The organism is Streptomyces sp. NBC_01235, assembly GCF_035989285.1.
In the GTDB taxonomy this organism is placed as follows: Bacteria; Actinomycetota; Actinomycetes; order Streptomycetales; family Streptomycetaceae; genus Streptomyces.
The window spans coordinates 3,487,467-3,512,276 of record NZ_CP108513.1 but is presented as its reverse complement, the minus strand read 5'-3'; the positions used below and the strand labels follow the sequence as shown (position 1 = coordinate 3,512,276).

The following is a 24,810-nucleotide window of genomic DNA, read 5'->3' as shown; positions in this document are numbered from 1 at the left end:
GATGAAGGTGACCCGACCGATGCTCGCGACGGCGGCCGCCGCGGCGGCGCTGCTGCTGGCGGGATGCGCTTCCGGCGACAAGGAGGCCGCAGTTCCGCAGACGGCGACCGGCAGTCTGGAGCACATCGCTGCCCAGGTGAAGTGCACGCCCGACATGCAGACCGACGCCGACGAGCTGCGCCAGGCGCTCTGCAAGAACGACGTCGGCAAGTTCATCCTGCTGACGTTCGCCACCGACCGCGGCCAGCGCGAGTGGATCAACGGGGCCAAGGACTACGGCGGTCACTACCTGGTCGGTCGCAAGTGGGTGGCCGTGGGCGAGGAGACCAGCACCGTGACGACACTGCGCAAGACGCTCGGCGGTGACATCGAGGAGGGCACCGACCACTCCGCGCACACCTCGCACGAGCCCTCGGAAGGCGCCTCGCACTCCGCTCACTGACTCAACGCCCGCTGACTGAAAGCGGGCAGCACAAAGGCCGGCGGTGAGGATTCCTCACCGCCGGCCTTTCGGTGTGCGGTCTTCAGCGTGCGACCTTCAGTGTGCGGTCAGACCGTCACTTGCACTTCTTGCCGGTGTTGATGCAGTTGACCATCTTGTTCATCAGGTTCGTGGAGAAGAAGTTGATGAAGTCGTTGTGGTCGGTGATCGGCTTGTGCAGGTTCTCCGGGAAGGTGTCCACCGCGTACGGGTTCACCACCGTGCCGTTCTGGAGCTTCGGGGCCGGAACGTTGTAGACCAGCCGGACCTGGAGCTGCGGGATCGCCTTGAAGCCGTTGGCGCAGGTGCCGTCGGCCTGGGCGAACGCCACGTGCGTGCGGTGGTTGGCGCTGTCGATGTTCTTGCCGTCCCAGCAGCTCTGGAAGTTGGTCGTGCGGACGACCTGGCTGCCCTGCGGGCAGATCGGGTACTGGTTCTCCAGCTGCACCTTGTTCTCGAAGCCGGTGCAGCTCCAGTTCACGTTGGCGTTGGCGTTGCCGTTGACGAAGGCCTTGGCGTCACCGGTGATGATGCGCAGGGCCGTCGGCATCGCGACGACGTTGCCCTTCTTGTTGCCGACGAACTTCAGCTGCGCCTGGGCCGGCAGCAGGATCTTGCCGACGTTGCCCTCCTTGCCGCCGCCGTCGTTGTTCTGGTCGAAGTCCTGCGTGCCGTCCTGGACACGGATGACCGGCCAGAAGTACGAGGACTTGTCGCCCTGGTTCTGGCAGCTGGTGCCGGCCCCGGCAAGTTCCTGGTCGCTCGCGAAGGCGTCGTTGTTCTGGTTGCCGACGTAGTCGTGCAGGTGGTGGGCGCCGTTGGCGACACCGGGGGCGACGATCACGTTGTCGGTGTTGTGGTTCTTGTTCTGGTTGGTGCCGCAGTTCGAGGTGAAGGTGCCCCTGGAACCGCTGTTGCCGTTCGCGGGGAGACCGTTCTGGCCCACGCCCAGCTGCGCGTTGCCCTGGACCTTCGTGATGTCCACGAAGTCAGCGGCGACCGGGCCGTTGCCGCCCTGGCCGTTCTGCTGCTGGCCGTTACCGCCGTTGTTCTGGCCGCCGTTCTGCTGCTGGCCACCATTCTGCTGCTGGCCACCATTCTGCTGCTGGCCGCCGTTTTGCTGCTGGCCGCCCGCCTGGCCCGCGTTGGTGTTCGCCGCCTGCGTGGTGCAGGCCGCGAGCTGGCTCAGCTGGTTGTTGAACTGGCCGCCGACGCGCTGGATGTCGATCCGGATGCGGTCGATCGTGGCGGCCCGCTTCTCCTTGAGGGGGCCGACGATCGCGTTCTGGACGAACCCGGAGTCGCCCGCCTGGGCCTGGCGTGTGGAGGCGAGCCGGGTGTAGGCCTCGGTGATCTGCTTGTCGAGGTTCGCCAGCTCGGTCGCGACACCCTGCTTGGCCCGGTCCGGAACGTTCGTCAGCTTCTGCCCCACATCGGGGCAGGAGATGGTGGCGACCTGCGCACCCGCGGTGGCGGCATAGGTCGAGTTCTGGCCCGAGCTGTTCGAATCATTTGCCGAGGCGTAGAAGTTCGCCCAGATCAGCCCGCCCCCACCGAGCGCTAGGGCCGCCGATGCTGCCACGACCTTGGTGGTCACCGACGAACGGCGTTTACGTGTGTTGCGTCCCATCTGAACTCCTCTGACTTCCTTGCGGGGCAGCATCGAGGCGCCCGACAGGAGTGAAGCTGCCCCCTCACTTACGAACGTCGCCCCAGAGGTGTTCAGCCTTCTCAGAAATTGATGAGAGGTCCGTACGACAAACCACCCTCAACGCCCTCACAGTGCACAGCAGTTGAACTGCTCACCGATCCCGGTCCAGATAGGCCAGCACCGCCAGTACCCTGCGGTTGTCGTCGTCGGAGACCTCCAAACCCAGCTTCAGAAAAATGTTCGCGGTGTGCTTGGCGACGGCCCGCTCGGTGACGACCATTTTGGCGGCGATCGCCGCGTTCGACCTGCCCTGCGCCATGAGCTCCATGACCTCCCGTTCGCGCGGAGTGAGCCGGTCCACCGGCCCCTCTCCGTCACCCGAGCGCCGGGCCAGCAGCTGCTGGATCACCTGGGGGTCCATCGCCGTACCGCCCGCCGCGACCCGCCGAACGGCGTCCACGAACTGCTCCGCGTCGAACACCCGGTCCTTCAGCAGATAGCCGATCCCGCCGCTGCCGTCGGCGAGCAGCTCGCGCGCGTACAGCTGCTCGACATGCTGGGAGAGGACCAGCACCGGCAGCCCGGGTTTCCTGCGGCGGGCCTCCAGGGCGCACTGCAGGCCCTCGTCGGTGTGCGTGGGCGGAAGCCGGACGTCGACGACGGCGACGTCCGGCTCCAGTTCGGCGAGGGCCCGCTCCAGTTCGGGCCCGCTCTCTACGGCGGCGGCGATCTCGAAGTCGTAGGCCTCCAGCAGCCGGACGAGACCGTCCCGCAGCAGGAAGAGGTCCTCGGCTAGGACAACACGCAAGGGATCTCCATGGTCACCATGGTGGGACCGCCGGCGGGGGAGCTGACGGCCAGGACGCCGTCGAATGTACCCAGCCGCCGCTCGATGCCGGCCAGGCCCGAACCGGCCCCGACGAGCGCGCCGCCCTTTCCGTTGTCGGTGACGGAGATCCGCAGATGGCAGTCCGCGTGGTGCAGGTCGACCCAGATCCGGTCGGCGCCGGAGTGCTTGACCGCGTTGGTGAGCACCTCGCTCACCGCGAAGTAGGCCGCCGACTCCACGGGCGCCTCGGCCCGGCGCGGGAGCTCCACGGTCACCTCCGTGGCGACCGGCAGCCGCAGTGCCAACGCCCTTACGGCGTCGCCCAGTCCACGCTCGGCCAGCACGGGCGGGTGGATGCCGCGCACCAGGTCGCGCAGTTCGGAGAGCGCCTCGGCGGACGACTGACGGGCCTGCGCGAGCAGCTCCTTGGCCTTCTCCGGGTTCTTGTCGAGGAGCATCTCGACGGTGCCGAGGTCCATGCCCATGGCCACCAGCCGGGCCTGGGCGCCGTCGTGCAGATCCCGTTCGATGCGCCGCAGTTCGGCGGCGGACGTGTCCACGGCGTCCCGCCGGGTCTCGGTCAAGACCCGTACGCGCTCGGTGAGTTCACCGTGGCTCGCGCCGAGGACGGCCCGGGTGAGCCGGAAGTGGACGGTCAACAAGCGCGGGGTGAGGCGGTAGGCGGCGACCAGCAGCACCGCGGCGGTGGCGGCCGCGCCGAGCGCGGACGGCTGGTCGGTGACCGGCACGAAGCCGTACCAGTAGGTCCCGCCGTCCGCGAGCACCCGCCACCACCCAGCCGCCACCGCGAACCCCTCGATGGGGTAGAAGAGCAGGACGGCCGGGAGGAGGGCCGTGACGAAGCCCGCCGTCATGTCCACCGGCAGCCACAGCACGTCCCGCCAGGTCTGCGGATCACGCAGCATCCCGAAGGTGCGCGTCCACGGGTTGGCGCCCTCGGGGAGTGGCCGGTATGCCGACAGGATCCGCACCCCGCCCCACTCGGCCGCGAGCTCTCGCCGGGTGTCCGCGACCCGCCGTACGGCGGTCAGGACCGCCGGGGTGGTGACGATGCCGATGCCGATCGGGACAAGACCTATGGACACCAGGGTCAGGATGAAGCACAGGACGCCTATGGGCAGGAGCACGATCGCCAGCACGAGCCCCTGTACGGCGGCCAGCACCACCTCACGGATGCGGGCGCGGGCGCCGCCGCGTTGAGTGTTGGTGTTCATGCCATCAGTCTGGCCGCACCGCGGGCGGGGGGCACTGGGCCGAGGCCCCGGATCAGGGGGTGGTGTCAGATACACCCTCCAGGTCGGGTCCACCCGTGCCGACCGCGAGCACCTTCGCCTCCACCTCCGGGTCCAGGCCCTTGCGGATGCGGTCGGGGCGCTGGGGTGCCGTCCCGCCGATCGACCGCAGCCAGCTCCAGGTGTCGGCGACGGTCTCCGCGACCGGACGGCAGTCGAGCCCTGTCGCGACGGCCCGTGAGACGTCAGCCGCGTGCAGGGCGTCGTGCATGTCGCTGCCCGGCGGCACCCACACGGGCAGCTCGGTCCACGGTTCGATGCCCGCGTCGAGGATGACCTCCGGGGCCATCCAGCGCAGTTCGGCCGCCGAACCGGTCACCCGGACGCATGCGTCGAGCAACTCGCCTATGGTGGCGTGCCCTTGGCGGCTCATCAGGTTGTACGGCCCGTTCAGCTCCCGCTCGACCGCCCCGAGGATCCACTCCGCGAGGTCGCGGACGTCGACGTACTGCAGGGGCAGGTCGCGCGGACCGGGTGCGAGGACCGGGCCGCCGCGGGCGATCCGGGACAGCCACCAGGGCAGCCGGCCGACGTTCTCGTACGGGCCCAGGATCAGCCCGGCCCGTACGAGGACGGAGTGCTCCGCGCCGAAGGCGTCGACGACGGCCAGCTCGCCGCCGCGCTTGTCCCGGGCGTAGTCGGTCTGCTCGGCGTCGGGTTCGGCGCCCTCGACGACGGCCGCGTCCTCGGTGTACCCGGCGGGCGGGGCCCAGGTGTACACCGAGCAGCTCGACACGTACACGTACCGGCGGGCGCGGCCCCGCAGCAGCCGCGCCGCCTCGTGCACCGCGCGGGGCGCCGCCGACCAGGTGTCGACGACGGCGTCCCAGTCCCCCTCGTCGAGTGCGTCGAGGCCGCCGGGCGTGGTGCGGTCGCCGGTCAGCGACCGGGTGCCGGGGGCGGGTGTGTGCCGCCCCCGGTTGAGAACCGTGACCTCCCAGCCGCGCCCGAGGGCCGCCTCGACGACGGCCCGTCCCGCGAACTCCGTACCACCCAGCACCAGAAGTCTCATGCCGGTGACTCTGCCCGGCCGGGTTGCGGGACGGAACCGTCCTCTGCTGAGGGCAGAGGGTCAGTGGCCGGTCGGCGGGGTGAACTTGTAGCCGACCCGGCGCACCGTCTGGATCGACTGGCGGTACCGCGCGCCCAGCTTGCGGCGCAGCCGGGCGATGTGGACGTCGACCGTGCGGCCGTCACCGACGTGGCCGTAGCCCCACACCGTGGTGACGAGCTGGTCGCGGGTGTGCACCCGGTTCGGGTACGCCACCAGGTGCGCGAGCAGCTCGAACTCCAGGTAGGTGAGGTCGAGTTGCTGCCCGTCCACCTCGGCAGTGCGCTGCACGGAGTCGATCCGCACGAGCGGCTCGCCGGCATCCGGCTCCGGGATGGCCGCCGGTACCGGGACCGGCTGGAACGGCTGCTGCTGGTCCGCCGGGATCAGCACCAGGTAGCCGACCATCGGCGGCCGGCCCGGCAGGCTGGGCAGGGTGTGCTGCGGTGCGGGCAGCCAGGTGGCGCCGGGCGGCAGGAGATCCGCGACCTGTACCACCTCGTCCGGATCGACGGCCCGCAGTCGGTGCCGGGCGGCGTTCTGGACGGGGGAGACGGGGGAGGGGAGAGCGGCGGAGGAGAGAGAACGAGTGGTCGCCATGAGAGGTCAGCTCTTTCGCGCGAGGGTTCGTCGGGAAGGACGTACGTCGTCTCGCGTCGGCCGAAGGCCGGGGTGTACGGCTTTAGAGGGCCGACGCGTTCGTCGCGCGGCAACACACCCGGTCGAAGTCGTGGTGCTGACGGGAAGGCCAGAAGGGCTCGAGGTCATGGCGACCCGTCGCGGTGTACTTCTGGAAGCTGGCCATGGGCCCATTGAAGCAGACACCCGCCCGTTGCAGGAGCCTTCTCTCACAGCTTGGACGCTTCCGTGGTGCGCAGTCGGTGTCAGTCGACGACCCGCGCGGTCGCCAGCAGGTTCCGGACGGCGTCGCGGACCACGTAGTCCGGGTGCAGGGCGTCGCCGCACATGAGGTCGGGGACGATCCGCTGCGGAGCGTCGGCTCCTTGCCGCAGCGGGTCCACGGCGAAGCGCGGGACGAGGCCCATCTCCGTCAGCGTCACCAAGGGGTGGGGCCGGCCCGGGTAGAACCTCCTCCACTCGACGGCCTGCCGCGCCAAGGGCTCCACGGTGTCCTCGGTGCGGCCCGTGACGCGCCAGACGGCCAGGGCGGCGAGGGGCCACCCGTCGGCGAGCTCCGGCTCGATGAACGGCAGCAACGGGGCGGCGGCGGGGCCGAGTTCACTCGCCCACTCCATCACCAGGCCCGTTGATCCGGCGGTCATCTCCTGCCGGAAGAAGGACAGGGCGAGTTCGGGGTCCCCGCTCACCCGGTGGTGGGCGACGGCGGCGACCGCCGAGACCGAGGGATGCTCGCGCTCGGTCACGCAGGCCCGCAGCGCCCGCTCGGCCAGGTCACCCGCGGCGGGCCCCAGCCGGCCCAGCACGGCCACCGCCGCCGGCGGGTATCCGGTGCCCGTGCGGGCGAGCAGCCGGGTGAGCTCCTCGACCGCGTCCACCGCCACCTCGGGGAAGCGCTCGAGCAGCTCCAGCAGGTAGGGCGGAGCGTCGTCGAGGCGCCGGAGCACCGCCCGTGCCACGGGCAGTGCCTCCGCCCCGAACTCCTCGGCCACCGCGGTGGCGGCGCGGAAGGTGTCGTACGGGTGGGGTGCCTCCTCGACGAGCCGTACGGCCTCCTCGACGGCCCCCGGTGCCCGGGTCCGAGCGAGCGCGGTGAGGGCCGCCGCTCGCAGCGCCGGACCGTCCGCGGTCAGGTACGGCAGGACGTGCTCCCGCACGCGCGCGTGCAGCTCCGGCGGCAGGGCGCAGGTCAGCTGCGCCAGTCGGGACAGCTCCCAGGCCTCGCCCTCCATCTCACGCAGCGCCCAGGGCAGCACGTCGGCCTCGCGGTCGCGCCAGTGGTCGGCGATCTCCAGGGCGAGCGGCACGCCCCCGGCGAGGGCCCGCAGCGCGGCCTCCGGGTCCTCCAGGAGCCGGTCGGTGAACAGCTTGTGGGGCTCGGGCCACAGGACCCTCTCCGGCTCGTGCGGGTCGGCCGCGAACGCCCGCGCGCAGTGGTCCACCAGCGTGCCGGGCAGGGGGAGTTCGGCGGTGCGCAGCAGGTCCTCGGCCGCTGCGAGCGCGACCCGGGGCTCGGGATCGGCCAGCAGCTCGTGCAGCCGGCCGTCGCCGTTGTCGTCCAGCAGTGCGAGCGCCGTCACCACCCGGCCTCGCACCAGCGGGTCGCTCTCCTCGGCGAGCCGGGTCCGCAGCAGTGGCAGCAGTGGCAGGGTGTGCTCCCGGCCGCACCCGGCGATCAGCAGCACCATGGCGCTTCGTATGTCCGTGTCGGCGTCGTGCGCGAAAGGGAGCAGGGGCGACAGCGCCTCCGCCACGGTCTGCCGGACCGGTTCCCGCCCGTCGTACAACTCGGCATTTCTCGCGAGGTCGCCCAGCAGTTCCAGCAGGTCGGTCCGGTGGCCGGGCAGCTCCACGGCGAGCCGGGCCAGCCGGGGCACGGCACGGGCGGTGGCCGCGTAGAACTCCTCCTCACCGCGCCAGATCGCGGAGCCCAGCCAGTCCAACGCCTCCTCGCGTTCGGCCGCGTCCCCGGACTCCAACGCCCGCATCAGACCGGGCACGTCCCGCGCCAGTCCGAACGCGTACACCGGTCCCGGCCGGTCCACCCCGTCGCTCCCCATGGCAGCGCACGATACGCAGAAGGGGCGCCCACCGTGACAGTGGGCGCCCCTTCGGGGAAAAACCGGGGATCAGACCTGGCCGGCCTTCTCCAGCGCCGAGCAGCAGGTGTCGACGATCAGACGCGTCACCAGGTACGGGTCGACGTTGGCGTTCGGACGGCGGTCCTCGATGTAGCCCTTGCCGTCCTTCTCGACCTGCCACGGGATACGGACCGAGGCGCCACGGTTGGAGACACCGTAGGAGTACTCGTTCCACGGGGCGGTCTCGTGCAGACCCGTCAGACGGTCGTCGATGCCGGCGCCGTAGTTCTTGACGTGGTCGAGCGGCTTCGAGCCCTCGCCGAGCGACTCGCACGCGGTGATGATCGCGTCGTAGCCCTCGCGCATCGCCTTCGTGGAGAAGTTGGTGTGCGCGCCGGCGCCGTTCCAGTCGCCCTTGACCGGCTTCGGGTCGAGGGTGGCGGAGATGCCGAAGTCCTCGGCGGTGCGGTAGAGCAGCCAGCGGGCCACCCACAGGTGGTCGGAGACCTCCAGCGGGGAGACCGGGCCGACCTGGAACTCCCACTGGCCGGGCATGACCTCGGCGTTGATGCCGGAGATCGCGAGACCGGCGGCGAGGCAGTTGTCCAGGTGCGCCTCGACGACCTCACGGCCGAAGATCTCGTCGGCGCCGACGCCGCAGTAGTAGCCGCCCTGCGGGGCCGGGAAGCCGCCCTTGGGGAAGCCGAGCGGGTAGCCGTCCTGGAAGAACGTGTACTCCTGCTCGATGCCGAAGATCGGCTCCTGACCGGCGAACTTCTCGGCGACCTCGGTGAGCGCGGCACGGGTGTTGGACTCGTGCGGCGTCATGTCGATGTTGAGGACCTCGCACAGGACGAGGACGTCGTCGCCGCCACGGATCGGGTCGGGGCAGGTGAAGACCGGCTTGAGGACACGGTCCGAGGAGTGGCCCTCGGCCTGGTTCGTGGACGACCCGTCGAAGCCCCAGATCGGCAGCGCGTCGAGACCGGCGGGCTCACCTGCCATGATCTTCGTCTTGGAACGGAGCTTCGCCGTCGGCTGGGTGCCGTCGATCCAGATGTACTCAGCCTTGAAGGTCACGGGCCACTTCCTTCGGGGGTGTGTCTGACGCACTTGCGGGTGCTGCGGCGCTGCGGCACTGGGGCGCCGCCTGTTTGCCCGGCAGCTTGTCAACAGGCGATTTCCCGATCATTGCTCGAATGTGAACCCCGTGTTACCTGGTGGTTCTGTGGCGCGGCTCACGGTGTGAGGCCGCCGCCCCGGCCGGGAGTTGCCGTTCGCGGTCGCAGAGGGGCGGCTGCCGGGGGTCTCGTATGCGATGGGATTGAGATGTGGCGAGACGCCGGGCAGAGGACGCGGGACCGGGTCACCTCTCCTCGGTCGCCGCTTGCCGTACGCCGTCCAGGAAGCCCCGGATCGCCGCCCGCTCCCGCTCGTCGTACCCCTGGAGCAGTTCCGCCACCTGCTCGATGAGCGGACCGAAGAACGCCTGGCCCAGGGCGATCGCACGGTCGTCCACCTCGATGACGACCTTGCGCCGGTCCGCCGCGCCGCGCGTCCGACGGACGTGACCGGCCCCTTCCAGACGGTCGACGAGGGCGGTCGTGCCCGCGGAGTTCAGCCCGAGCGCGGCGCCGAGCCGCCCCGCCGTCATCTCCTCGCCCGCGCGCCGGGCGTCCATGAGGGCGATCAGGGCGCGTACGTCGGTCGGGTGCATGCCGTTGCGGTTCGCGAACCGGGCGCTGTGCAGCCCGAGTTCGACCGTCACCGCGCGCAGCAGGTGGACGGTTTCCAGCTCCGGATCCTCGGTCGTCGGCATGTGGCTGTGCTCCCGCGGCTGTTGTCCTGCTCGGCTACTATCTCGTTGAGCGAGTGTCTCGCTGGACGAGATGATACGGGAGGCTCGATGGGTGTGTACGACGACGCCGTCTTCCAGGCGGCCTACGACAAGGTCATGGCCAAGTGGCCCGCCGACCGGGAGGCGATGACGGTCGCCACGCGCTTCGGCGCGACGTACGTCAACGTCTGCGGTCCGCGTGACGCGCCCCCGCTGCTGCTTCTGCCGGGGGGCGGGGGAGCGACCTCCGCCTCCTGGTACGCCCAGGTGGCCGACCTGGCCCGGATCCGGCGGGTGTACGCCGTGGACCTGATCGGGGCGGCGGGGCGCACTGCCCAAGGGGGCCTGCGGAGCGTCGCCGACCTGGGTGAGTGGCTGGACGCGGTGCTGTCCGGGCTCGGCGTCGAGCGGGCCGACGTCGGTGGGCACTCCTACGGCGCCTGGATCGCCCTGCACCAGGCCCTGCGGGCCCCCGAGCGCGTACGCCGCCTGTTCCTCCTCGACCCGACCCAGTGCTTCGCCGGGTACGAGACGGCGTATCTGCTCCACGCCCTGCCGATGCTGCTGCGGCCCACCCCGCGCCGGGTGCGCGCCTTCCTGGAGTGGGAGACCGGGGGAGCGGTCCTGGACCCCGACTGGCTCCGCCTGCAGGAAGCGGCCGCGGGCTTCCCGTCGGGGAAGCCGGTGACGGGTCCGCGTCCGACGCCCGAGGCGCTGCGGAACCTGGACGTGCCGGTCCTGCTGTTCGTGGCCGCGAACAGCAGGACCCATGACGCGTACGAGGTGGGGACCCGGGCGGGCGAGACGCTGCGCGATGTCGAGACGGTCGTCCTGCCGGACGTGTCGCACCACGCGCTGCCGCCTGCCACGCCTTCCGGAACGGGTCGGCGCCTCAGTGGGTTTCTTCGTTCCTGAGTCTCACCCCACCTTCTCGATCACTGCCCGGCGGATGAGGAACTTGCCGGGCTCACGGACCAGTTCGAAGGCCGCGTTGTTGAGCAGGACGCAGCTGCCGGAGACCGAGGTCACCTCGACGGTCGTGGACTTGTTGTTGTCCAGGTTGGTGACCTTCAGCTTGGTACCCGCCGGGAACTGGTTGCTCGACGCGGCCGGGGCACCGCCCTCCCCGGAGAGGGTGACCGTGGAACCGTTGCAGACCTGCCGGCCCGAGGCGGCGGCACCGCCGTTGCCCGCATTGCCCGCATTGCCCGCATTGCCAGCGTTGCCGGCGTTACCGGTGTTTCCCGCGGGGTTGGACGCCGCCTGCGAAGGCTGCGTCGCCTGGGAGTCCTGAGCCGACTCCCCAACAACGCACCCGGACGCCTTCTGCTGGACCTTGATCTGCGCGATGACGGCCTCGCGGTTGGCGATCCGGGCCGCGGACTGCGCGTCCGGAGCGGCCCGCTGCCCGTCGATGAACTTCTGGTTGTTGCCGAGGGCGGTGGCGAGACCCTGGCAGACGGTCGAGTCCGCGGCGGACAGGGTCTTGGGGCCCTGACTCTGCGCGGCGTTCGAGGTGCTCGCCATGACGAAGGCGCCGCCTCCCGCCACCGCCGCCGCGCTCACCAGCAGCGCGACCTTCTTCTTCGTACCGAGACTTCTCCTGCGCGACATGCGCGCCTCCTGAGAGGTAGGGGAGCGTACGCCGCTATGTACGAGATACCGAACGGGGTTGCTCAGCGGTTACAGGAGTCACTGGAAGTGGTGTGCGTCACAGGGGAATGGTTCATCCCTTCCCGTCCTCGTACGCCACCACCGTGTTGTCGACGTGCCGGAGCAACCCCTCCGTCTGAGCGGTGAGTTCGGCCTCCCCGGTCTCCGCGCCGTCACCCCACTGCCCGTTCGCGAACACCACCGAGCGGACGGTCATCACCCGCCGGAAGACCCCGGACGAGCCCGGCGGGACCGTCGGCAGACCGGCCTTTGGGGGCGGGTCGAGTGAGACCACCTGGTACCTCACCGGGGCCATCGAGGCCATCGCGAACACCCGCGCGGCGTCCTCGACCCGCTCGAAGCTCAGCACGGTGACCGTCACCTGCGAGCGCCGGCCGGCGTCCGTGAACAGGGCCGCCGTCAACCGGGAGCACCCCTCGCCCTGTTCGATCAGCTGGGCGAGCTCGGGCGACATGCCCCGGGTGCAGTCGGTGGTGGTGGCCAGGTCGACGCGGGTGTACCGGGAACCGTCCGTCAGTCGGACGCTCGTCGAGGGGAACGCCTGCTCCGGCCGGATGACCGGGCGGGCGAGCAGCGAGGGGAGCGCGCTCGGGGCGTCGGAGGGGAGGCTGATGTTCACGGACGGGGCGCCGGTCGCCGAGGGAGCGGAGACGCTCCGGTCGGCTTCGTCCCCGTCTCCGATCAGCGCGGCACCGGCGGCGATGACGACGCAGAGGGCGACACCGGTCCCGGTGAGGGCCGTGCGCCGGGCCCGTCGGCGCTTGCGTATCCGCTCCTGTTCGGCCATGAACCGGGCGTACGGGTCCGGCGGCCCGTACGGGAATCCTTGATCACCGAAGGTCATGGCGGCGGAGGGTAACAGCGTGGCGCACCTCGACTCCCGTCGCCCGACGAACCGTTGACTAACCGGCTAACGGGACAGAGCGTCCCGTACCGCGTCGTCCGTGCGTGCCACCAGTGCGGTGCCGTCGTCCGCCGTGATGATCGGGCGCTGGATGAGCTTGGGGTGCGTGGCGAGCGCGGTGATCCAGCGTCCGCGCGCGCTCTCGTCCCGCGCCCAGTCCTTCAGGCCGAGTTCCTTGGCGGCCGCCTCCTGGGTGCGGGTGATGTCCCAGGGCTCCAGGCCGAGGCGGTCGAGCACCTCCCTGATCTCGTCCTCGCTCGGTACGTCCTCCAGGTAGCGGCGGACGGTGTAGTCGGCGCCCTCGGCGTCGAGGAGGGTGAGGGCGCTGCGGCACTTGGAACAGGCGGGGTTGATCCAGATCTCCATGGGTCACACGGTAGCGGTCGAAGGCGCCGAAAGCCCCTGTGATCAGGGGCTTTTGTCAGTGGTGGGCAGTAGAATAGAAGCAGTGTTCGAGGGTCCGCCGGAGGTGCCGGCGGGGCCCTGACCGCGACAGGAGGATGCCTGTGCCCGCTGCCGCACTGAAGCCGAAGCCGCCCGCGACCCAGTCCACCGCGAAGCGTTCCGTCCAGCTCGATCTGCCCTATGTGCCCGTCGAGAAGCGGCCGTTGCCGCCCGGGCGTCCGCGCGACTGGTATGTCATGCACAACCGTCGCCTCAAGGCGATGCGCCTTGCCATAGCCCTGCTCGACCTGGGGGTGTACATGCCCAACCAGGCCCGCAACGAGAAGATCCGCAGCACGGCACAACTGATCGGCGTTCACCCGCCGTCGGACACCACGTGCCACATGGTGCGGGCGCTGTTGCGTTACTCGCGGTGAGGCGGGTGCCGGGCGCCGTCGTTCGTGACGGCGCCCGGCACCGGCGTGCCAGGGGTCACCCCGCCAACTCCTTCTCCACCGGCGTCCGGAACCGGGGGGTCGCCCGGGTCGCCCCCAGCCACGCCCCCAACCGCTCCGCCCGCGCCTCGATCGCCGCCCTCGCCTCCGTGCCCACGCCCTCCTCGTCCAGGATCCGCCACGCGATCTCCCCGTCGGGGCGCTGGGCCCAACTGCCCACCACCCGGCCGTCCCACCACACCGTCGGCCCCACGTTCCCGCTGTAGTCGAACAGGGCGGGGCGCAGCTCCGGGGCCAGGTACCAGTCCCGGCCCTGCCAGCCCATCGCGGTCGGGTCGAGGGCGGGCAGCAGGGCCGCCCACGGTTCCCCGGCGCCGGTCACCGGATCCTCGTCCCCCTCGACGACGTACCCCGTGCCCTCGTCCAGCGTCACCGCCCGCGCCCCGATCGCCGTCAGCGCCCGGCGGACGTCCGTCACCCGCCAGCCCGTCCACCACTTGAGGTCCGCCTCCGTGGCCGGGCCGCAGGCCGTCAGCCAGTGTCTCAGCAGCTCCGACTGGGCGTCCGCCAGCGGAAGTTCGGGGTGCTCGGGGGCGACGGCCCAGCGGAACTGGCTCGACGTCCACGAGCCCAGGGGGCGTCCCCTGACCACCTTGCCCTCCACGCCCAGCACCCTCAGCAGCCGCGTCACCACGGTGTGGACGCCCTCGTAGCTCTTCCCGGCCGCGTACACGAACTGCTCCCGCAGGCGCGGCTCCTCGCGGGACAGCTCGGCCGCCGTCGCCTGGCCGAGCCGGGCCAGGGCGGCCAGCGCCGACTCCTCGACCTCCTTCAGCCAGGCCGCGTCCGGGGCGCCGGCCTTCGCCATGTCCTTCACCAGGGAGGCCCGCTCCCGGGCGGCGACCGCGAGGCCGGTCGAGGCGTGCACGACGGCCGTCAGCTCCGTCGGGAACACGAAGACCGTGTGCCGCATCCCGTGCATGCGCACGAGGGTCCGGTCCGTGTACAGCGCCCGGTCGGTCTCCGGCACGGTCGCCGCCGGGTCGGCGAGGCGGGCGCCGACCGCCAGGTACACCGTCGCCGGGTCGCTGCCGTGCAGGGCGACGAGCGCGTCGGCCACCGCCTCGGGCGTCGCGACCCGTGCCTCGGGGGCCAGCCGGTGCCGCAGAGCCAGTCTGGCCCGCCGCTCCGCCACCCCGATGTACCGCAGCCCGTCACCCATCCCGGCCTCCACCCGTCGTCGCCGTGCCGTCATGCCGCCGTCCCGTTCGGCCGTCCGGTCGTCCGGTCGGCATGCGGTTGTCCGGCGCTCGTCCCTGTCCGCATCCTGCCCGACGCCACTGACAGTCGGGCCCGCCACCGTCGTCACCCGTTTGGCGTACCCGACATGCGGACGTCCCCCTCCCGTCCTTCACTGCGAACAGGAAGCCGCAGGTGCCGTGAGGACCGGGAGGCAGGCGTGATGCGCAGGAGACGCGGATGAACGCCCCCGCCGACCGTGGCCGGCGCGGCAGGGACGCCCGTAAACGCGTCCCCCGTTCCGCCCACGCGGCCTGGCTCCCGCCCGTCGACCGGGCCGACCCCGTCGCCGTGCTGGAGCGGCAGGGCCGGGACCGGCTGCCCGAGCTGCTGCCGATCCGCTACGGGCGGATGGCCGCCTCGCCGTTCGCCTTCCTGCGCGGCTCGGCAGCCGTCATGACCGCCGATCTGGCGTCACAGCCGCACACCGGCCTGACCGTCCAGCTGTGCGGTGACGCGCACCTGCTCAACTTCGGGGTGTACGCCTCCCCGGAGCGGGCGCTGCTCTTCGACCTCAACGACTTCGACGAGACCTTCCCGGGCCCCTTCGAGTGGGACGTCAAACGGCTCGCCGTCTCCGTCGCCGTGGCCGCCCGCGAGAACGGCCACCCCGAGACCAGGGTGCACCGCGCCGCCCTGGAGTCGGTGGCCGCCTACCGCACTGCCATGAGCCGGCTGTCCCGGCTCGGCGAGCTCGCCGTCTGGTACGAGCGGATCGACGTCGACCGGCTGTTGCCCCTGCTCCGCTCCGCCCGCCACCGCAAGCGCGTCGAGGCCAGCCTCACCCGGGCCCGGCGCCGCACCAGCCTCCAGGCCGTCGGCAAGCTCACGGAGGTCGTCGGCGGACACCGCCGCATCGTCCACGACCCGCCGCTGCTCGAACCGGCCGGCGCCGCCGACGGCGCCGCGCTGCGGAAGATCTTCAGCGACTACCGCTCCACCCTCGCCGAGGAGCGCCGCGTGCTGCTGGACCGCTACCGCTTCGTCGACGCCGCCCGCAAGGTCGTCGGGGTCGGCAGCGTCGGCACCCGCTGCTTCGTCGTGCTGCTCACCGGGCGCGACACCGACGATCCGCTGTTCCTCCAGATCAAGGAGGCGCGCGCGTCCGTCCTCGAGGAATACCTGCCGAACGGCCCGTACGTCCATCCCGGCCACCGGGTCGTCGCCGGGCAGCGGCTGCTCCAGGCCGCCGGCGACATCTTCCTGGGCTGGATGACCGGGCCGCAGGGCCGCGCCTTCTACTGGCGCCAGCTGCGCGACATGAAGGGCTCCGCCGACGTCGCCGGTATGTCCCCGGCCGACCTCCTGGTGTACGCCCGGCTGTGCGGCACCGCCCTGGCCCGCGCGCACGCCCGCTCCGGTGATCGTCTCGCCATCGCCGGCTACCTGGGCGGCTCCGAAACCTTCGAACGCGCCGTCGCCGACTTCGCCCTCGCCTACGCCGCCCAGACCGCCGCCGACCACGCGGCCCTGGGCGCGGCGATCGACGCGGGCTTGGTGACGGCCACGCCGGGGATCTGAGCCCAACTCCGTAACGGCAGCCCAACTCCGTAACGGCAGCTCGGCTCGGTACCGGCAGCTCGGCTCGGTACCGGCGGATCAGTTCCGTACCGGCTGCGGGGACATCAGGGACGTCACGAACTCCCTTCGGTCGTCGGCGTGGTCATGGAACCACAGGCCCAACCGGTGGCCCGCGTCGGGGAGTTCGAACCTCGTGTACCGGGCGCGGGCGGCGAGCGCCTCCTGGACGGCCTCGGTCACCTCCGGCGGGATCACGGTGTCGGTGCCCGGCACGGCGAGCACCGCACGGCCCTCGTACGCCCGCAGCACGTCGAGCGCGGGCGCCTCCCGCCAGCTCCCCGGACTGCGGATGATCGCGCTGAACTCCCCGTCACCCTCCCCGAACGGCACGTTCCACGCCTCGGCCGCGTACACCGCGGGCGAGCACAGCCCCAGGGCCGTCACCCGGGCGCCGTAGAGCGCGGCGAGGTCGGCCACCGTCTGTCCGCTCATGCTGAACCCGACGAGCACCAGCGGCCCGTCCGCCGGAACGTGGGCGTCGATCACGGAGACCGCCTGCTCGAAGCGCCGGCGCAGGCTCAACTCCCCGAGGGCGCCGCTGCTTTCGCCGTGCCCGGAGAAGTCGAAGGCGAGGACGCGGCAGCCATGGGACGTGAACTCCCGGATCACCGGAAGCAGTCGCTCCTTGCTGCCGTTGCCCGCCCCGTGCAGCAGGACGGCGGTGGCCCCTCCCGGACCACCGCCGTCACCGTCACCGCCGCCCTGGATGCCGCTGAGCCGTTCACCGTCGAACTCGTGTGTGAAAGAGGTCAGTTCGCTCATGTGCCGAGGGTATGCCGAGGGTGTGGGGGATCCTCGTTCGGCGGCGACTGGCGGTAAGGACTGGGGGCCTGGGCGGTTCCGGCCGCCATGGCCGTCCCTCCCTGGATCGCCCTCGCCCGCCACCCCGAGCCGACGAGGGACGCGGCGCCGCACACGGCGCACGCGGCGGCAGGTACTGCGGCGACGGACACGGCGGACGACGGCGACGAACCGCCGCCACGCCCCCGGAGCCGGATCTCCCGTGACCCCACCGCCCGGGCGCTCACAGCCTCCTTCGGGCTCCAGGCGAGCTCCGCCTACGTCGCCATCGGCCGGCTGCCCCAGATGTTCCGGGACTCCGGACTGTCCGCCGGGACCGCGGGCCTGCTGCTCTCCGGCACCTCGCTCCTCGGCGTACCCCTGTCCTTCGCGCGGTCCGCCGCGGCCGGAAAGCTGCGCGACCAGAGCGGGATCGCGGCGGCCATCGGCCCGTGCGGCCTGGCCGGCTACGCGGCACTGTGGGCCGCCCCCGCCGCCGCGCCCTGGCTGTGGGCGTTCCTGCTGGGCGTGGCCAACTGTTCCTTCCCGCCGGGCCTGACGATGATCAGCATGCGCGGCCGGGACGGCGCCACCGTGGTCCGGCTCTGCGGGTTCGTGCAGAGCTTCGGCCCGCCCTGTGGCGGGGTTCGTGCGGGCGGTGGTCTTGCCGGAAGGGACCGCGGCGGTGCCGTACTGTCCCGTGAAGCCGTGGCGAGCTGTGAGTGCTGGTGCTCTCGCGCTTGGCAGTCAGGATGGCTGGACTTGGTCGAAGAGGGCGAGGGCTTCGGCGGGGTCCGGGCCCACGAGGCGTTCCAGACCGGCCGTCGTGATCTTCGCCCACCTGCCGGCCCGTGCCCACATCTGTTCCTCGAAGGCGCGGACGGCCTCGTCCAGATCTCCAGGACCGGGGGCGGCGGCGATGGACTCGGCGAGTTCGGCGCCTTCCAGCATCGCGAGGTTCGCGCCCGCCCCCAACGGGGGCATCAGGTGGGCGGCGTCGCCCAGCAGCGTCACCCCGGGGACGTGGGCCCAGGTGTGGGACACGGGCAGGACGTAGAGGGGGCGGTGGACGAAAGCGGTGCCGTGGCGGAGGAGGTCGAGGACGGGAGCGGCCCAGCCGCCGAACAGAGCCAGCAGACTCGATCGCACGGCCTCGACGTCGGCCAGGTCCAGGTTCGCGTGCCAGTCCAGCGGCGCGCGGAACTGGGCGTACACCTTGACGTGGCCGCCGCTGTTGCGTTGGGCGACGAGCTTTCGGTTCACGCCGTACACAGCCACGGAGCCGTCGCCGATCAACCGGGCGAGGTCGGGGTGGCGGGTGTCGACGTCGTCCAGGGAGGTCTCGACCGTGGTGACGCCGGTGTAGTGCGGCGTCACCGGCGAGACTGCCGGGCGGGTCCGGGACCAGGCGCCGTCCGCGCCGACCACGAGGTCGAACGTCTCCTGTCGCCCGTCCTCGAAATGGACGAGTGCGCCGTCCCGGGTACCCGGCACCACCTGTGTCACGCCCTGCCCCCACCGGACGTCGAGAGGGCCGAGCAGCAGGTCACGGAGTTGCCTGCGGTCGATCTCGGGATTGGCCCGGTCATCTGGACGGGGTCGCCAGTCGCGCAGGACGGTCCCGGCCGTGTCCAGGATGCGCATGGCCTGTCCCTCGGGACGCGAGAGCGCCTGGAATTCCGCCAGCAGCCCCGCCTTGTCCAGCGCGAGCTGGCCCAGCCCTTCGTGCAGGTCCAGCGTGCCGCCCGGGGGGCGGGCGTCGGGGGCGGGATCGCGTTCGAGGACGGTGACGGGGTAGTCATGGCGGTGCAGGACGCGGGCGAAGGAGAGGCTGGCAGGACCGCTCCCGACCACTGCGATGCGATGTCTCATGTCGATACACTGTATTTCTTCAGTACGGTGCATCGCAACAGTACGATGTGACCATGACTGTGTGGGACCGGCCGGAGCCGCCGAATCAACCCGTGCCGCTCGACCGGGAGCGGATCGTCGCCGCCGCCATCGCGCTGGCCGACGAGGGCGGGCTGGACGCGGTGTCCTTGCGCAAGGTCGCCGCCCGCCTGGACGCCGGCCCGATGCGGCTGTACAGATACATCTCCACCAAGGAGGAACTGTTCGACCTCATGGTGGACGAGGTCCACGCCGAGATCCGCCCCGAGGAGCAGCCCGGCGACTGGCGGGAGGCGCTGCGCATCCTCGCCCAGCGCACCAGGCAGGCCGCTCTCCGTCACGAATGGCTGGCCGACCTTCTCGGCGGTCGCCCGGCCCTGGGCCCGAACCGCCTTGCCGTGACCGAGGCCACGCTGGCCGCCCTCGACGGCCTCGCCGACATCGACACCGTCATGCGCGCCGTGGAGACTGTCAGCGCCTACTTCATCGGCGCGATCAGGCGCGAGATCGCGAACCTGCGGGCCGAGCGCGCCACGGGCCTGTCCAAGCACGACTGGCAGCGCGCCTCCGGCCCGCATGTGACGAGAATGTTGGCCACGGGCCGCTTCCCGGCGCTGGCCAAGGCCGTGTACGACGGCACGGACGTGGACGCCGAGGCATCCTTCGCGACCGGCCTGGACTGGGTCCTCGACGCCGTGGCCGCCAAACTCACCCGGCCGCCGGCGTGACGCCCGGCTCTTGCCGAATGTGAGCGAGGTCGGGGTCGGTGTCCACGGGCCGTGCGGGCTTGCGCCGCCACCACTTCATGACGTTGGTGCTGCCATCGGGGCGCCGGGAGCGTCCGCTTCTCGGGTCAGGTCGGGTCGGGTCGGGGAGGGGCGCAAGCCGGCGCCCGAGTCGGCGCGGGTGAAGGCGCAGCGGCCCAGGATCTCCTTGTCCGGACACCTTCGAGCGACGTGTGCGCGGGCGCCGTGGCGGTGGAGGCGCAGGTCTCGTCGGGCTGTCCGGGTGCGGGCTCGGGGAGGCCGGTGTGCGGGTGGTCGAGGAACGCGACGGCGGTGTCGTACGGCGCGTGTGGTTGGTCGACGGCGACGGCGAACAGGTCGCGGCGGCCTGCCGGTTCCTGGATCACCTGGTCGACCGGGGCCCGGGAAAAGGAGATGCACGGTGAGTGACAGCCTCCCTACGCTGACTGGTATGGGCATCATCATCATCTCCGGGACCTTCGTCCTGGTCGTCCTGGGATTCGGAAACCCCCTCTACTGGCTCGCCGCCGTCGCCCTGCTCTACGTGTACGTGCAGTCCGGGCGCGGCTCGTCGTCCTCGACCTCCTCGCCGGGCTCCACCCCGGGCCCGGGCACCGCGCCGACCTCGTACAAGGCCTACCGTGCGCGCCGTGACCTTCAGGCCAAGTGGGAGCGTCGCTACGAGCGGGAGCGCAGCAAGTAGCAAGGCCGGCTCAGAGGCCGGGGGCTCCCCACACCGGGAACCAGCGGCTCAGGTCCTGCTCGATCCGCAGGTCGCCGGCAAGGGCGGCCTTCACCTGCAACTCCAGCGGGTTGTCGCGCCGCTGCCCACCACCGGGCAGCGGCGCGAACGGGTAGAACGAGCCGCGTTTGTACAGATACACGAGCGCCAGCCGACGCCCGCCCTCGGCCTCCGCCCCGCCCGCCTGTTCCTCGAAACCGGCGAGGGAGCACAGCAGTTGCGGTCCGAAGCCGTTGACCTCCATCGCGCTGTTCACCGCGTGCAGATCGTTGACCAGGGCGGACAGCTCGTCCGGGGCGCGCTGCGAGACCAGCCAGGAGTAGCCGTAGCCGTCGCGCACGAGCCGCACCGGGGGACCGGTGCGCTCGGTGTCGGCGTCGAGCAGGGCCTGGACCTCGCGGTGCGTCTGCTCGAAGGCCGAGCCCTCCACGGTCGCGAAGCACACGGCACCGTGCCCGGTCGGGGTGAAGCCGGCCGCCGCCTCCAGCGTCACCGCCGCGGACGGCAGCGCGAACAGCTGATCGAGGTCGGGCACGACCGGCTTCGTCCGGCCGAGCAGGATGTCCAGCAGGCCCATGCGCCTCAGCCCGCCTTCCCCGGAGTGGCCGCCTCGCCCAGCTCGGCGGAGATCCGCCCCAGCTGCTCGAGCCGCTGCTCCAGGCTCGGGTGGGTGGAGAAGTACCGCTCGATACCGGGCTCCCGGCCGGTCGCCGGGGTGAAGTAGAAGGCGTTGAAGGCCTGGGCCGTCCGCAGGTCCTTCGTCGGGATGCGGGCGATGTCGCCGGAGACCTTGGTCAGCGCGGAGGCCAGCGCCGAGGGACGGCCGGTCAGCTGCGCGGCCGCCCGGTCCGCCGCCAGCTCCCGGTACCGGGACAGGGCCCGGATGAGGAGGAAGCTGAGCGCGTACACGGCCGCGGAGACAGCCATCACGGCGGCGAAGACGACGGCGGTGTTCTGGTCCCTGCGCCCGCCGCCGAACAGCTGGGAGTAGAACGCGAACCGCACGATCAGCCCCGCGATCACGCCCAGGAACGACGCGACCGTGATCACGGCCACGTCCTTGTGCGCCACGTGCGACAGCTCGTGCGCGAGCACACCCTCCAGCTCGGCCGGCTCCAGCCGCCTGAGCAGCCCTGTCGTCACGCACAGCACGGCGTTGTGCGGATTGCGTCCGGTGGCGAACGCGTTGGGCATGTCCATATCGGACACGGCGACGACGGGCTTCGGCACGTCCGAGATGGCGCACAGCCGGTCCACGACGGCGTGCAGCTCGGGATACTCGTCCCGTTCCACGACCCGCCCGCGCATCGCGAACAGGGCGATCCGGTCGGAGAACCAGAACTGCGCGACGAACAGGGCCCCCACGAGCACCACGACCAGCAGCCACGACTTCAGCAACACGATCAACGCGGCGACGAAGGCCACGTACAGCAGCCCGAGCAGGAACAACGTGACCGTCATCCGCACGGTCAGCCGCCGATCGCTCCGGAAACGGCTCTGCATCTGCATCACCCCGCAGTCAGGCACTCGTCCCACTGCCCATTGTGCGCCTGCGCCGCCCATGGACAGACCGAGATCGGCCCTGCGGAGAGTAAAGGAACGAGAAGGAGCACGAGCGGGGGAGGAACGAGCGGGAGATCACGCTAGAAGTTGGAGATCACGCTGGTGATGACCTGCTCGATCGTCTCGGCCCTCTTGGCGTCGTAGTCCTTCCCGCCGCTGGCGTTCGCGATCTCCTCGAGGGCGCTCCTGCCGTTCGTGTCGTCCTCGTCGGCCTCGCTCCCGTAGGCGATGGTGAAGACACGGATCTGGTGCTGGGCCGGGTCGCCGATCCGTTTCAGCAGCTCCGCCTGCGTCAGGCTTCCGACGTCCTCGTTGTGGCCGTCGGTGAGCAGCACGATCGCGTTGATGGCCTGGGGGTCGTAGTCGTCCCGCATGGCCTTGGTCGCGGCGTCGAGGGTGTCGTTGAGACCGGTCGCGCCCTCCGGCTCCAGGCTGTGGACGTTCTCGGCCAGCAGCTCCGCGCGCGTGCCTGCGGCCAGCTTCTGGTTGTACGGGCCGAGGGGCACCAGTTCCTTGTAGTCGGTGTCGCCGCCGAGGACGAAGGCGTCGGAGAACTTCCACAGACCGACCCGGTCGGTGCCGGTGAACTCGCCGAACAGCGTGGCCTGGGCCTGCTTCAGGCGCTCCATCTTGGTGTCGCCGGTGCCGGGGATCACGTCGTTCATCGACTCCGAGGTGTCGATGACGATGCGGACGTTGGCGCGTCGGCGCAGCGTGGGCCAGACCTCCAGCAGATGGCTGAGGACGTCGCCCCTGGGCATCGGCATACGGGTGAACTGCGCCTTGGGCAGGACTCCGTTGGCCTCCACGAGCTGCGCGGACCCCTGGGGGATCGTGCCCTCGTGGGTGCGGAAGCCGTAGGGGGCGAACTGCTTGCCGTAGACCTGGGGGCTCTGCAGGTACCGGAGAAAGTCGTCGGCAACCGCCTTCTTGGCGGAGCTCATCCCGTTCAGCTCGATATAGGGGTGGTCGGAGAACGGGACGCCGTCCTTCGGGTAGAACGAGACCAGCGGGGTGTCCGGCGGGGTGGTCTTCGCACAGTCGTCGGCCGTGCTGAGCGCGCCACAGGGATAGCCCGCGTTGTAGGCCGCCACGGTGTTCTCCTCCAGCGTTACGGCGGAGATGTACGACATGGCCTTCTGGGGACTGCTGCGGTCCGCCTCGCGGAGGTTGGAGAGGAAGGTCAGGGTGGTGTCGCCGTAGTGGACCGCGGCCTGCTCGATGGTCTTGACGAACGCGCGGTTGCCGAGATCGTCGATGTGCGGGATGCCCAGCTCACCACTGGTGCCCGTCGTGGCGTAGAAGGCGGCGACGGTCGCGTTGAGCCCGGACGTGGAGTAGCCCGGGTTGGTCTTGCCGAGCTTGAAGGGCCCCCACTCCGGCTTCTTGTGACCCGCCCAGAATCCGTCGGCGTTCTTCGCCCACTCGGCCAGCTGTGCCCAGGTGAACCGCCGCTCGGGCCAGTTCAGCGCCTCGGCCATCGGCTTCGGCATGGCGATGGTGAGCGGGCTCTGCACGATCGGTTCCGCCCGCTCCGGGAACTGCCGCGCGTTCTTCCCGTTCGCCGCGGCCCTGGCCAGCGACAGCCACGTAGTCCCGGCCGGCGCCCACACGTCCGGCTTCGTCCCGTCCGACTCGCTCCAGCCGCCGACCAGGGCGCGCATCCCGTCGCCCGAGTTCTTGTCCTCGACCTTGATCGCCAGGCACTTCCCGCCCGCGACCCGGTTGCCGTAGGCCTCGGCCGCCCGCCGCATGGGCTCCGACTTGTCGACGGAGGCGGCGATGGTGAGGGGCGCGGTGTTCGCCGCATCACAGGCCGGCAGGGCGGGGGAGGCCGACCCGGAGAGCGGCTTGGCGTCCCCGCCGTCGGTCCCACCGTTCCCGCACGACTGGAGGACGATCCCGAGGGCGACGGCCGCCGCGGTGAGGGGCACCCAGAGCTTCGCCCGGCCCTTCCAGCCGTTCTTCCCGCCGTTCCTCCAGCGGTCGGCGCGCCACCGCGCCGCGTACGGCCGGCGCGGGGTGCGGCCGCTGGTTCCCCCGGGGCGCCGGGGGCGCTCCGGAGGGCGCGGGGGGAGCTTCTTCTTCGGCGCCGACGTGTCGGTGCCTTCGGGCTGGTGCTGGAGGAGCACGGCGACGGCCACCTCCGCCGCGTTGGCGGCCGCCCGCTGCTGGCCGCCCTCGGCGTCGGCCGCGCCCTTCTCGCCGTCCGCACGGTCACTGATCCCGCGGATGACCAGGGCTTCCGTACGGTGGCGCTGGGCCGCCTTGCAGAAACCGAAACCCTCCATCTCCAGGGCGGCCGCATCCTGGTAGGTGCTGCTGAGCCGGCTCCGGATGTCCCCGGACTTGGCGTCGAGCACGACGTCGCCGGAGGCGATCGGTTTGAAGTGGCACTTGCTGCGGACGTCCGCGTACAGCGCCGTCTGCCACAGGGACAGCGAGGTGTCCACGGCGTCGGGACGGGCGCCGCGGCCCTCGGCCGACACCTTGGCGCCGTGGATCTCGTACACCTTGGTGGCGACCACGACGTCCCCCGGAGGGATGTCGTCCTTGAGGCTGCCCGCGATCCCGACCAGGAGCGCGACGTCCGGCCGCAGCACTTCCAGGAGACCGTGCGTCCCCAGCGCGGCGACGACGTTCGTCACGCCCACCTGGGCCAGGTGCACGGTCCAGGAGGCGTAGACGCCGTCGAGCTCGAAGGACTGCACCACGGTGGCGTTGACTCTCCGCTGCCCCTTGGGCCGGGCGTGCTCGGACCTGAGACGGTCCAGCAACGGGGAGAACTCCACGGGAAGCGCTGTCACGACGACGGCGGTACGCGAAGGACGGGCTGTTGTCACCGGACCAACCGTTCTTGTGTTGACCTGGACACCGACGGTGAGCGAAGAGGCACAAAAGTAGCACCGC

At 71.2% G+C, this 24,810-nt stretch carries 23 protein-coding genes; 6 read left to right on the top strand and 17 right to left on the bottom strand.

Translation table 11 applies throughout. The features are described 5' to 3' along the window. Position 1 precedes the first annotated feature (1 nt). Positions 2 to 442 carry a hypothetical protein gene (locus OG289_RS15320; protein ID WP_327314566.1) on the top strand — a complete coding sequence of 147 codons (441 nt, stop codon included), beginning with the start codon at positions 2 to 4 and terminating at the stop codon, positions 440 to 442. A gap of 115 nt (positions 443 to 557) precedes the next feature. On the opposite strand, the gene OG289_RS15315 is transcribed toward OG289_RS15320, so the two are convergent. The 8 genes from OG289_RS15315 to OG289_RS15280 all read right to left on the bottom strand — a co-directional run bounded on the left by OG289_RS15315 (position 558) and on the right by OG289_RS15280 (position 9,864). Then, on the bottom strand, positions 558 to 2,111 hold the full coding sequence (locus tag OG289_RS15315; protein ID WP_327314565.1) for a DUF1996 domain-containing protein: 1,554 nt from the start codon (positions 2,109 to 2,111) through the stop codon (positions 558 to 560). 172 nt (positions 2,112 to 2,283) lie between these two features. After that, positions 2,284 to 2,940: a response regulator transcription factor gene (locus OG289_RS15310; RefSeq protein ID WP_327314564.1), complete on the bottom strand. Its 657-nt coding sequence runs from the start codon at positions 2,938 to 2,940 to the stop codon at positions 2,284 to 2,286. Beyond that, positions 2,925 to 4,196, bottom strand: coding sequence for a sensor histidine kinase (locus OG289_RS15305; protein ID WP_327314563.1), 1,272 nt, complete (start codon positions 4,194 to 4,196; stop codon positions 2,925 to 2,927). The genes OG289_RS15310 and OG289_RS15305 overlap by 16 nt, the downstream gene beginning before the upstream one ends. 52 nt (positions 4,197 to 4,248) lie before the next feature. Continuing rightward, the gene (locus tag OG289_RS15300) at positions 4,249 to 5,286 is read right to left on the bottom strand and encodes an NAD-dependent epimerase/dehydratase family protein (protein ID WP_327314562.1); all 1,038 of its coding nucleotides are present in this window, start codon (positions 5,284 to 5,286) and stop codon (positions 4,249 to 4,251) included. A gap of 60 nt (positions 5,287 to 5,346) precedes the next feature. Next, entirely contained in the window at positions 5,347 to 5,925 is a 579-nt protein-coding gene (locus OG289_RS15295; RefSeq protein WP_327314561.1) for a winged helix-turn-helix domain-containing protein, read from the bottom strand. A 284-nt stretch (positions 5,926 to 6,209) separates the two neighbouring features. Continuing rightward, positions 6,210 to 8,024 (bottom strand): hypothetical protein, encoded by a 1,815-nt coding sequence (locus OG289_RS15290; RefSeq protein WP_327314560.1) that lies wholly within the window; start codon positions 8,022 to 8,024, stop codon positions 6,210 to 6,212. Between the two features lie 69 nt (positions 8,025 to 8,093). Then, complete coding sequence (gene glnII / locus OG289_RS15285; RefSeq protein ID WP_327314559.1) at positions 8,094 to 9,125, bottom strand: glutamine synthetase; 1,032 nt, start codon at positions 9,123 to 9,125, stop codon at positions 8,094 to 8,096. Between the two features lie 286 nt (positions 9,126 to 9,411). Next, complete coding sequence (locus tag OG289_RS15280) at positions 9,412 to 9,864, bottom strand: MarR family winged helix-turn-helix transcriptional regulator (protein ID WP_327314558.1); 453 nt, start codon at positions 9,862 to 9,864, stop codon at positions 9,412 to 9,414. A gap of 87 nt (positions 9,865 to 9,951) precedes the next feature. Here OG289_RS15280 and OG289_RS15275 point away from each other — a divergent pair, with 87 nt between their 5' ends. Further along, positions 9,952 to 10,797: an alpha/beta fold hydrolase gene (locus OG289_RS15275; protein WP_327314557.1), complete on the top strand. Its 846-nt coding sequence runs from the start codon at positions 9,952 to 9,954 to the stop codon at positions 10,795 to 10,797. A 3-nt stretch (positions 10,798 to 10,800) separates the two neighbouring features. Here the strand turns inward: OG289_RS15275 and OG289_RS15270 are convergent, their stop codons facing one another. The 3 genes from OG289_RS15270 to OG289_RS15260 form a co-directional block, all read right to left on the bottom strand. Next, a complete protein-coding gene (locus tag OG289_RS15270) occupies positions 10,801 to 11,496 on the bottom strand; it encodes a hypothetical protein (protein WP_327314556.1) in 696 nt (231 codons plus the stop codon). A 112-nt stretch (positions 11,497 to 11,608) separates the two neighbouring features. Continuing rightward, positions 11,609 to 12,400, bottom strand: a complete 792-nt coding sequence (locus tag OG289_RS15265; RefSeq protein ID WP_327314555.1) for a hypothetical protein — start codon at positions 12,398 to 12,400, stop codon at positions 11,609 to 11,611. Positions 12,401 to 12,466: 66 nt separating this feature from the next. Next, complete coding sequence (locus tag OG289_RS15260) at positions 12,467 to 12,826, bottom strand: arsenate reductase family protein (RefSeq protein WP_327314554.1); 360 nt, start codon at positions 12,824 to 12,826, stop codon at positions 12,467 to 12,469. A 140-nt stretch (positions 12,827 to 12,966) separates the two neighbouring features. Between OG289_RS15260 and OG289_RS15255 the strand changes: the two genes are divergently transcribed. Further along, the gene (locus tag OG289_RS15255) at positions 12,967 to 13,281 is read left to right on the top strand and encodes a hypothetical protein (protein WP_327314553.1); all 315 of its coding nucleotides are present in this window, start codon (positions 12,967 to 12,969) and stop codon (positions 13,279 to 13,281) included. 55 nt (positions 13,282 to 13,336) lie between these two features. Here the strand turns inward: OG289_RS15255 and OG289_RS15250 are convergent, their stop codons facing one another. Beyond that, entirely contained in the window at positions 13,337 to 14,521 is a 1,185-nt protein-coding gene (locus OG289_RS15250; RefSeq protein WP_327320682.1) for a winged helix DNA-binding domain-containing protein, read from the bottom strand. 257 nt (positions 14,522 to 14,778) lie between these two features. Here OG289_RS15250 and OG289_RS15245 point away from each other — a divergent pair, with 257 nt between their 5' ends. Continuing rightward, a complete protein-coding gene (locus OG289_RS15245) occupies positions 14,779 to 16,119 on the top strand; it encodes a DUF2252 domain-containing protein (RefSeq protein WP_327314552.1) in 1,341 nt (446 codons plus the stop codon). Positions 16,120 to 16,197: 78 nt separating this feature from the next. On the opposite strand, the gene OG289_RS15240 is transcribed toward OG289_RS15245, so the two are convergent. Both OG289_RS15240 and OG289_RS15235 read right to left on the bottom strand, forming a co-directional pair. Further along, the gene (locus OG289_RS15240) at positions 16,198 to 16,941 is read right to left on the bottom strand and encodes an alpha/beta hydrolase (RefSeq protein ID WP_327314551.1); all 744 of its coding nucleotides are present in this window, start codon (positions 16,939 to 16,941) and stop codon (positions 16,198 to 16,200) included. 765 nt (positions 16,942 to 17,706) lie between these two features. Continuing rightward, the gene (locus OG289_RS15235; protein ID WP_327314550.1) at positions 17,707 to 18,831 is read right to left on the bottom strand and encodes an FAD-dependent oxidoreductase; all 1,125 of its coding nucleotides are present in this window, start codon (positions 18,829 to 18,831) and stop codon (positions 17,707 to 17,709) included. Between the two features lie 53 nt (positions 18,832 to 18,884). Between OG289_RS15235 and OG289_RS15230 the strand changes: the two genes are divergently transcribed. Beyond that, positions 18,885 to 19,577 (top strand): TetR/AcrR family transcriptional regulator, encoded by a 693-nt coding sequence (locus OG289_RS15230; protein WP_327314549.1) that lies wholly within the window; start codon positions 18,885 to 18,887, stop codon positions 19,575 to 19,577. 469 nt (positions 19,578 to 20,046) lie between these two features. Then, entirely contained in the window at positions 20,047 to 20,298 is a 252-nt protein-coding gene (locus OG289_RS15225; protein ID WP_327314548.1) for a hypothetical protein, read from the top strand. Positions 20,299 to 20,308: 10 nt separating this feature from the next. Here the strand turns inward: OG289_RS15225 and pspAB are convergent, their stop codons facing one another. The 3 genes from pspAB to OG289_RS15210 all read right to left on the bottom strand — a co-directional run bounded on the left by pspAB (position 20,309) and on the right by OG289_RS15210 (position 24,707). Then, entirely contained in the window at positions 20,309 to 20,914 is a 606-nt protein-coding gene (gene pspAB, locus OG289_RS15220) for a PspA-associated protein PspAB (RefSeq protein WP_327314547.1), read from the bottom strand. Between the two features lie 5 nt (positions 20,915 to 20,919). Next, entirely contained in the window at positions 20,920 to 21,840 is a 921-nt protein-coding gene (htpX, locus tag OG289_RS15215; protein ID WP_327314546.1) for a zinc metalloprotease HtpX, read from the bottom strand. 140 nt (positions 21,841 to 21,980) lie between these two features. After that, positions 21,981 to 24,707 (bottom strand): phosphorylase family protein, encoded by a 2,727-nt coding sequence (locus OG289_RS15210; protein ID WP_327314545.1) that lies wholly within the window; start codon positions 24,705 to 24,707, stop codon positions 21,981 to 21,983. Positions 24,708 to 24,810: the final 103 nt, after the last annotated feature.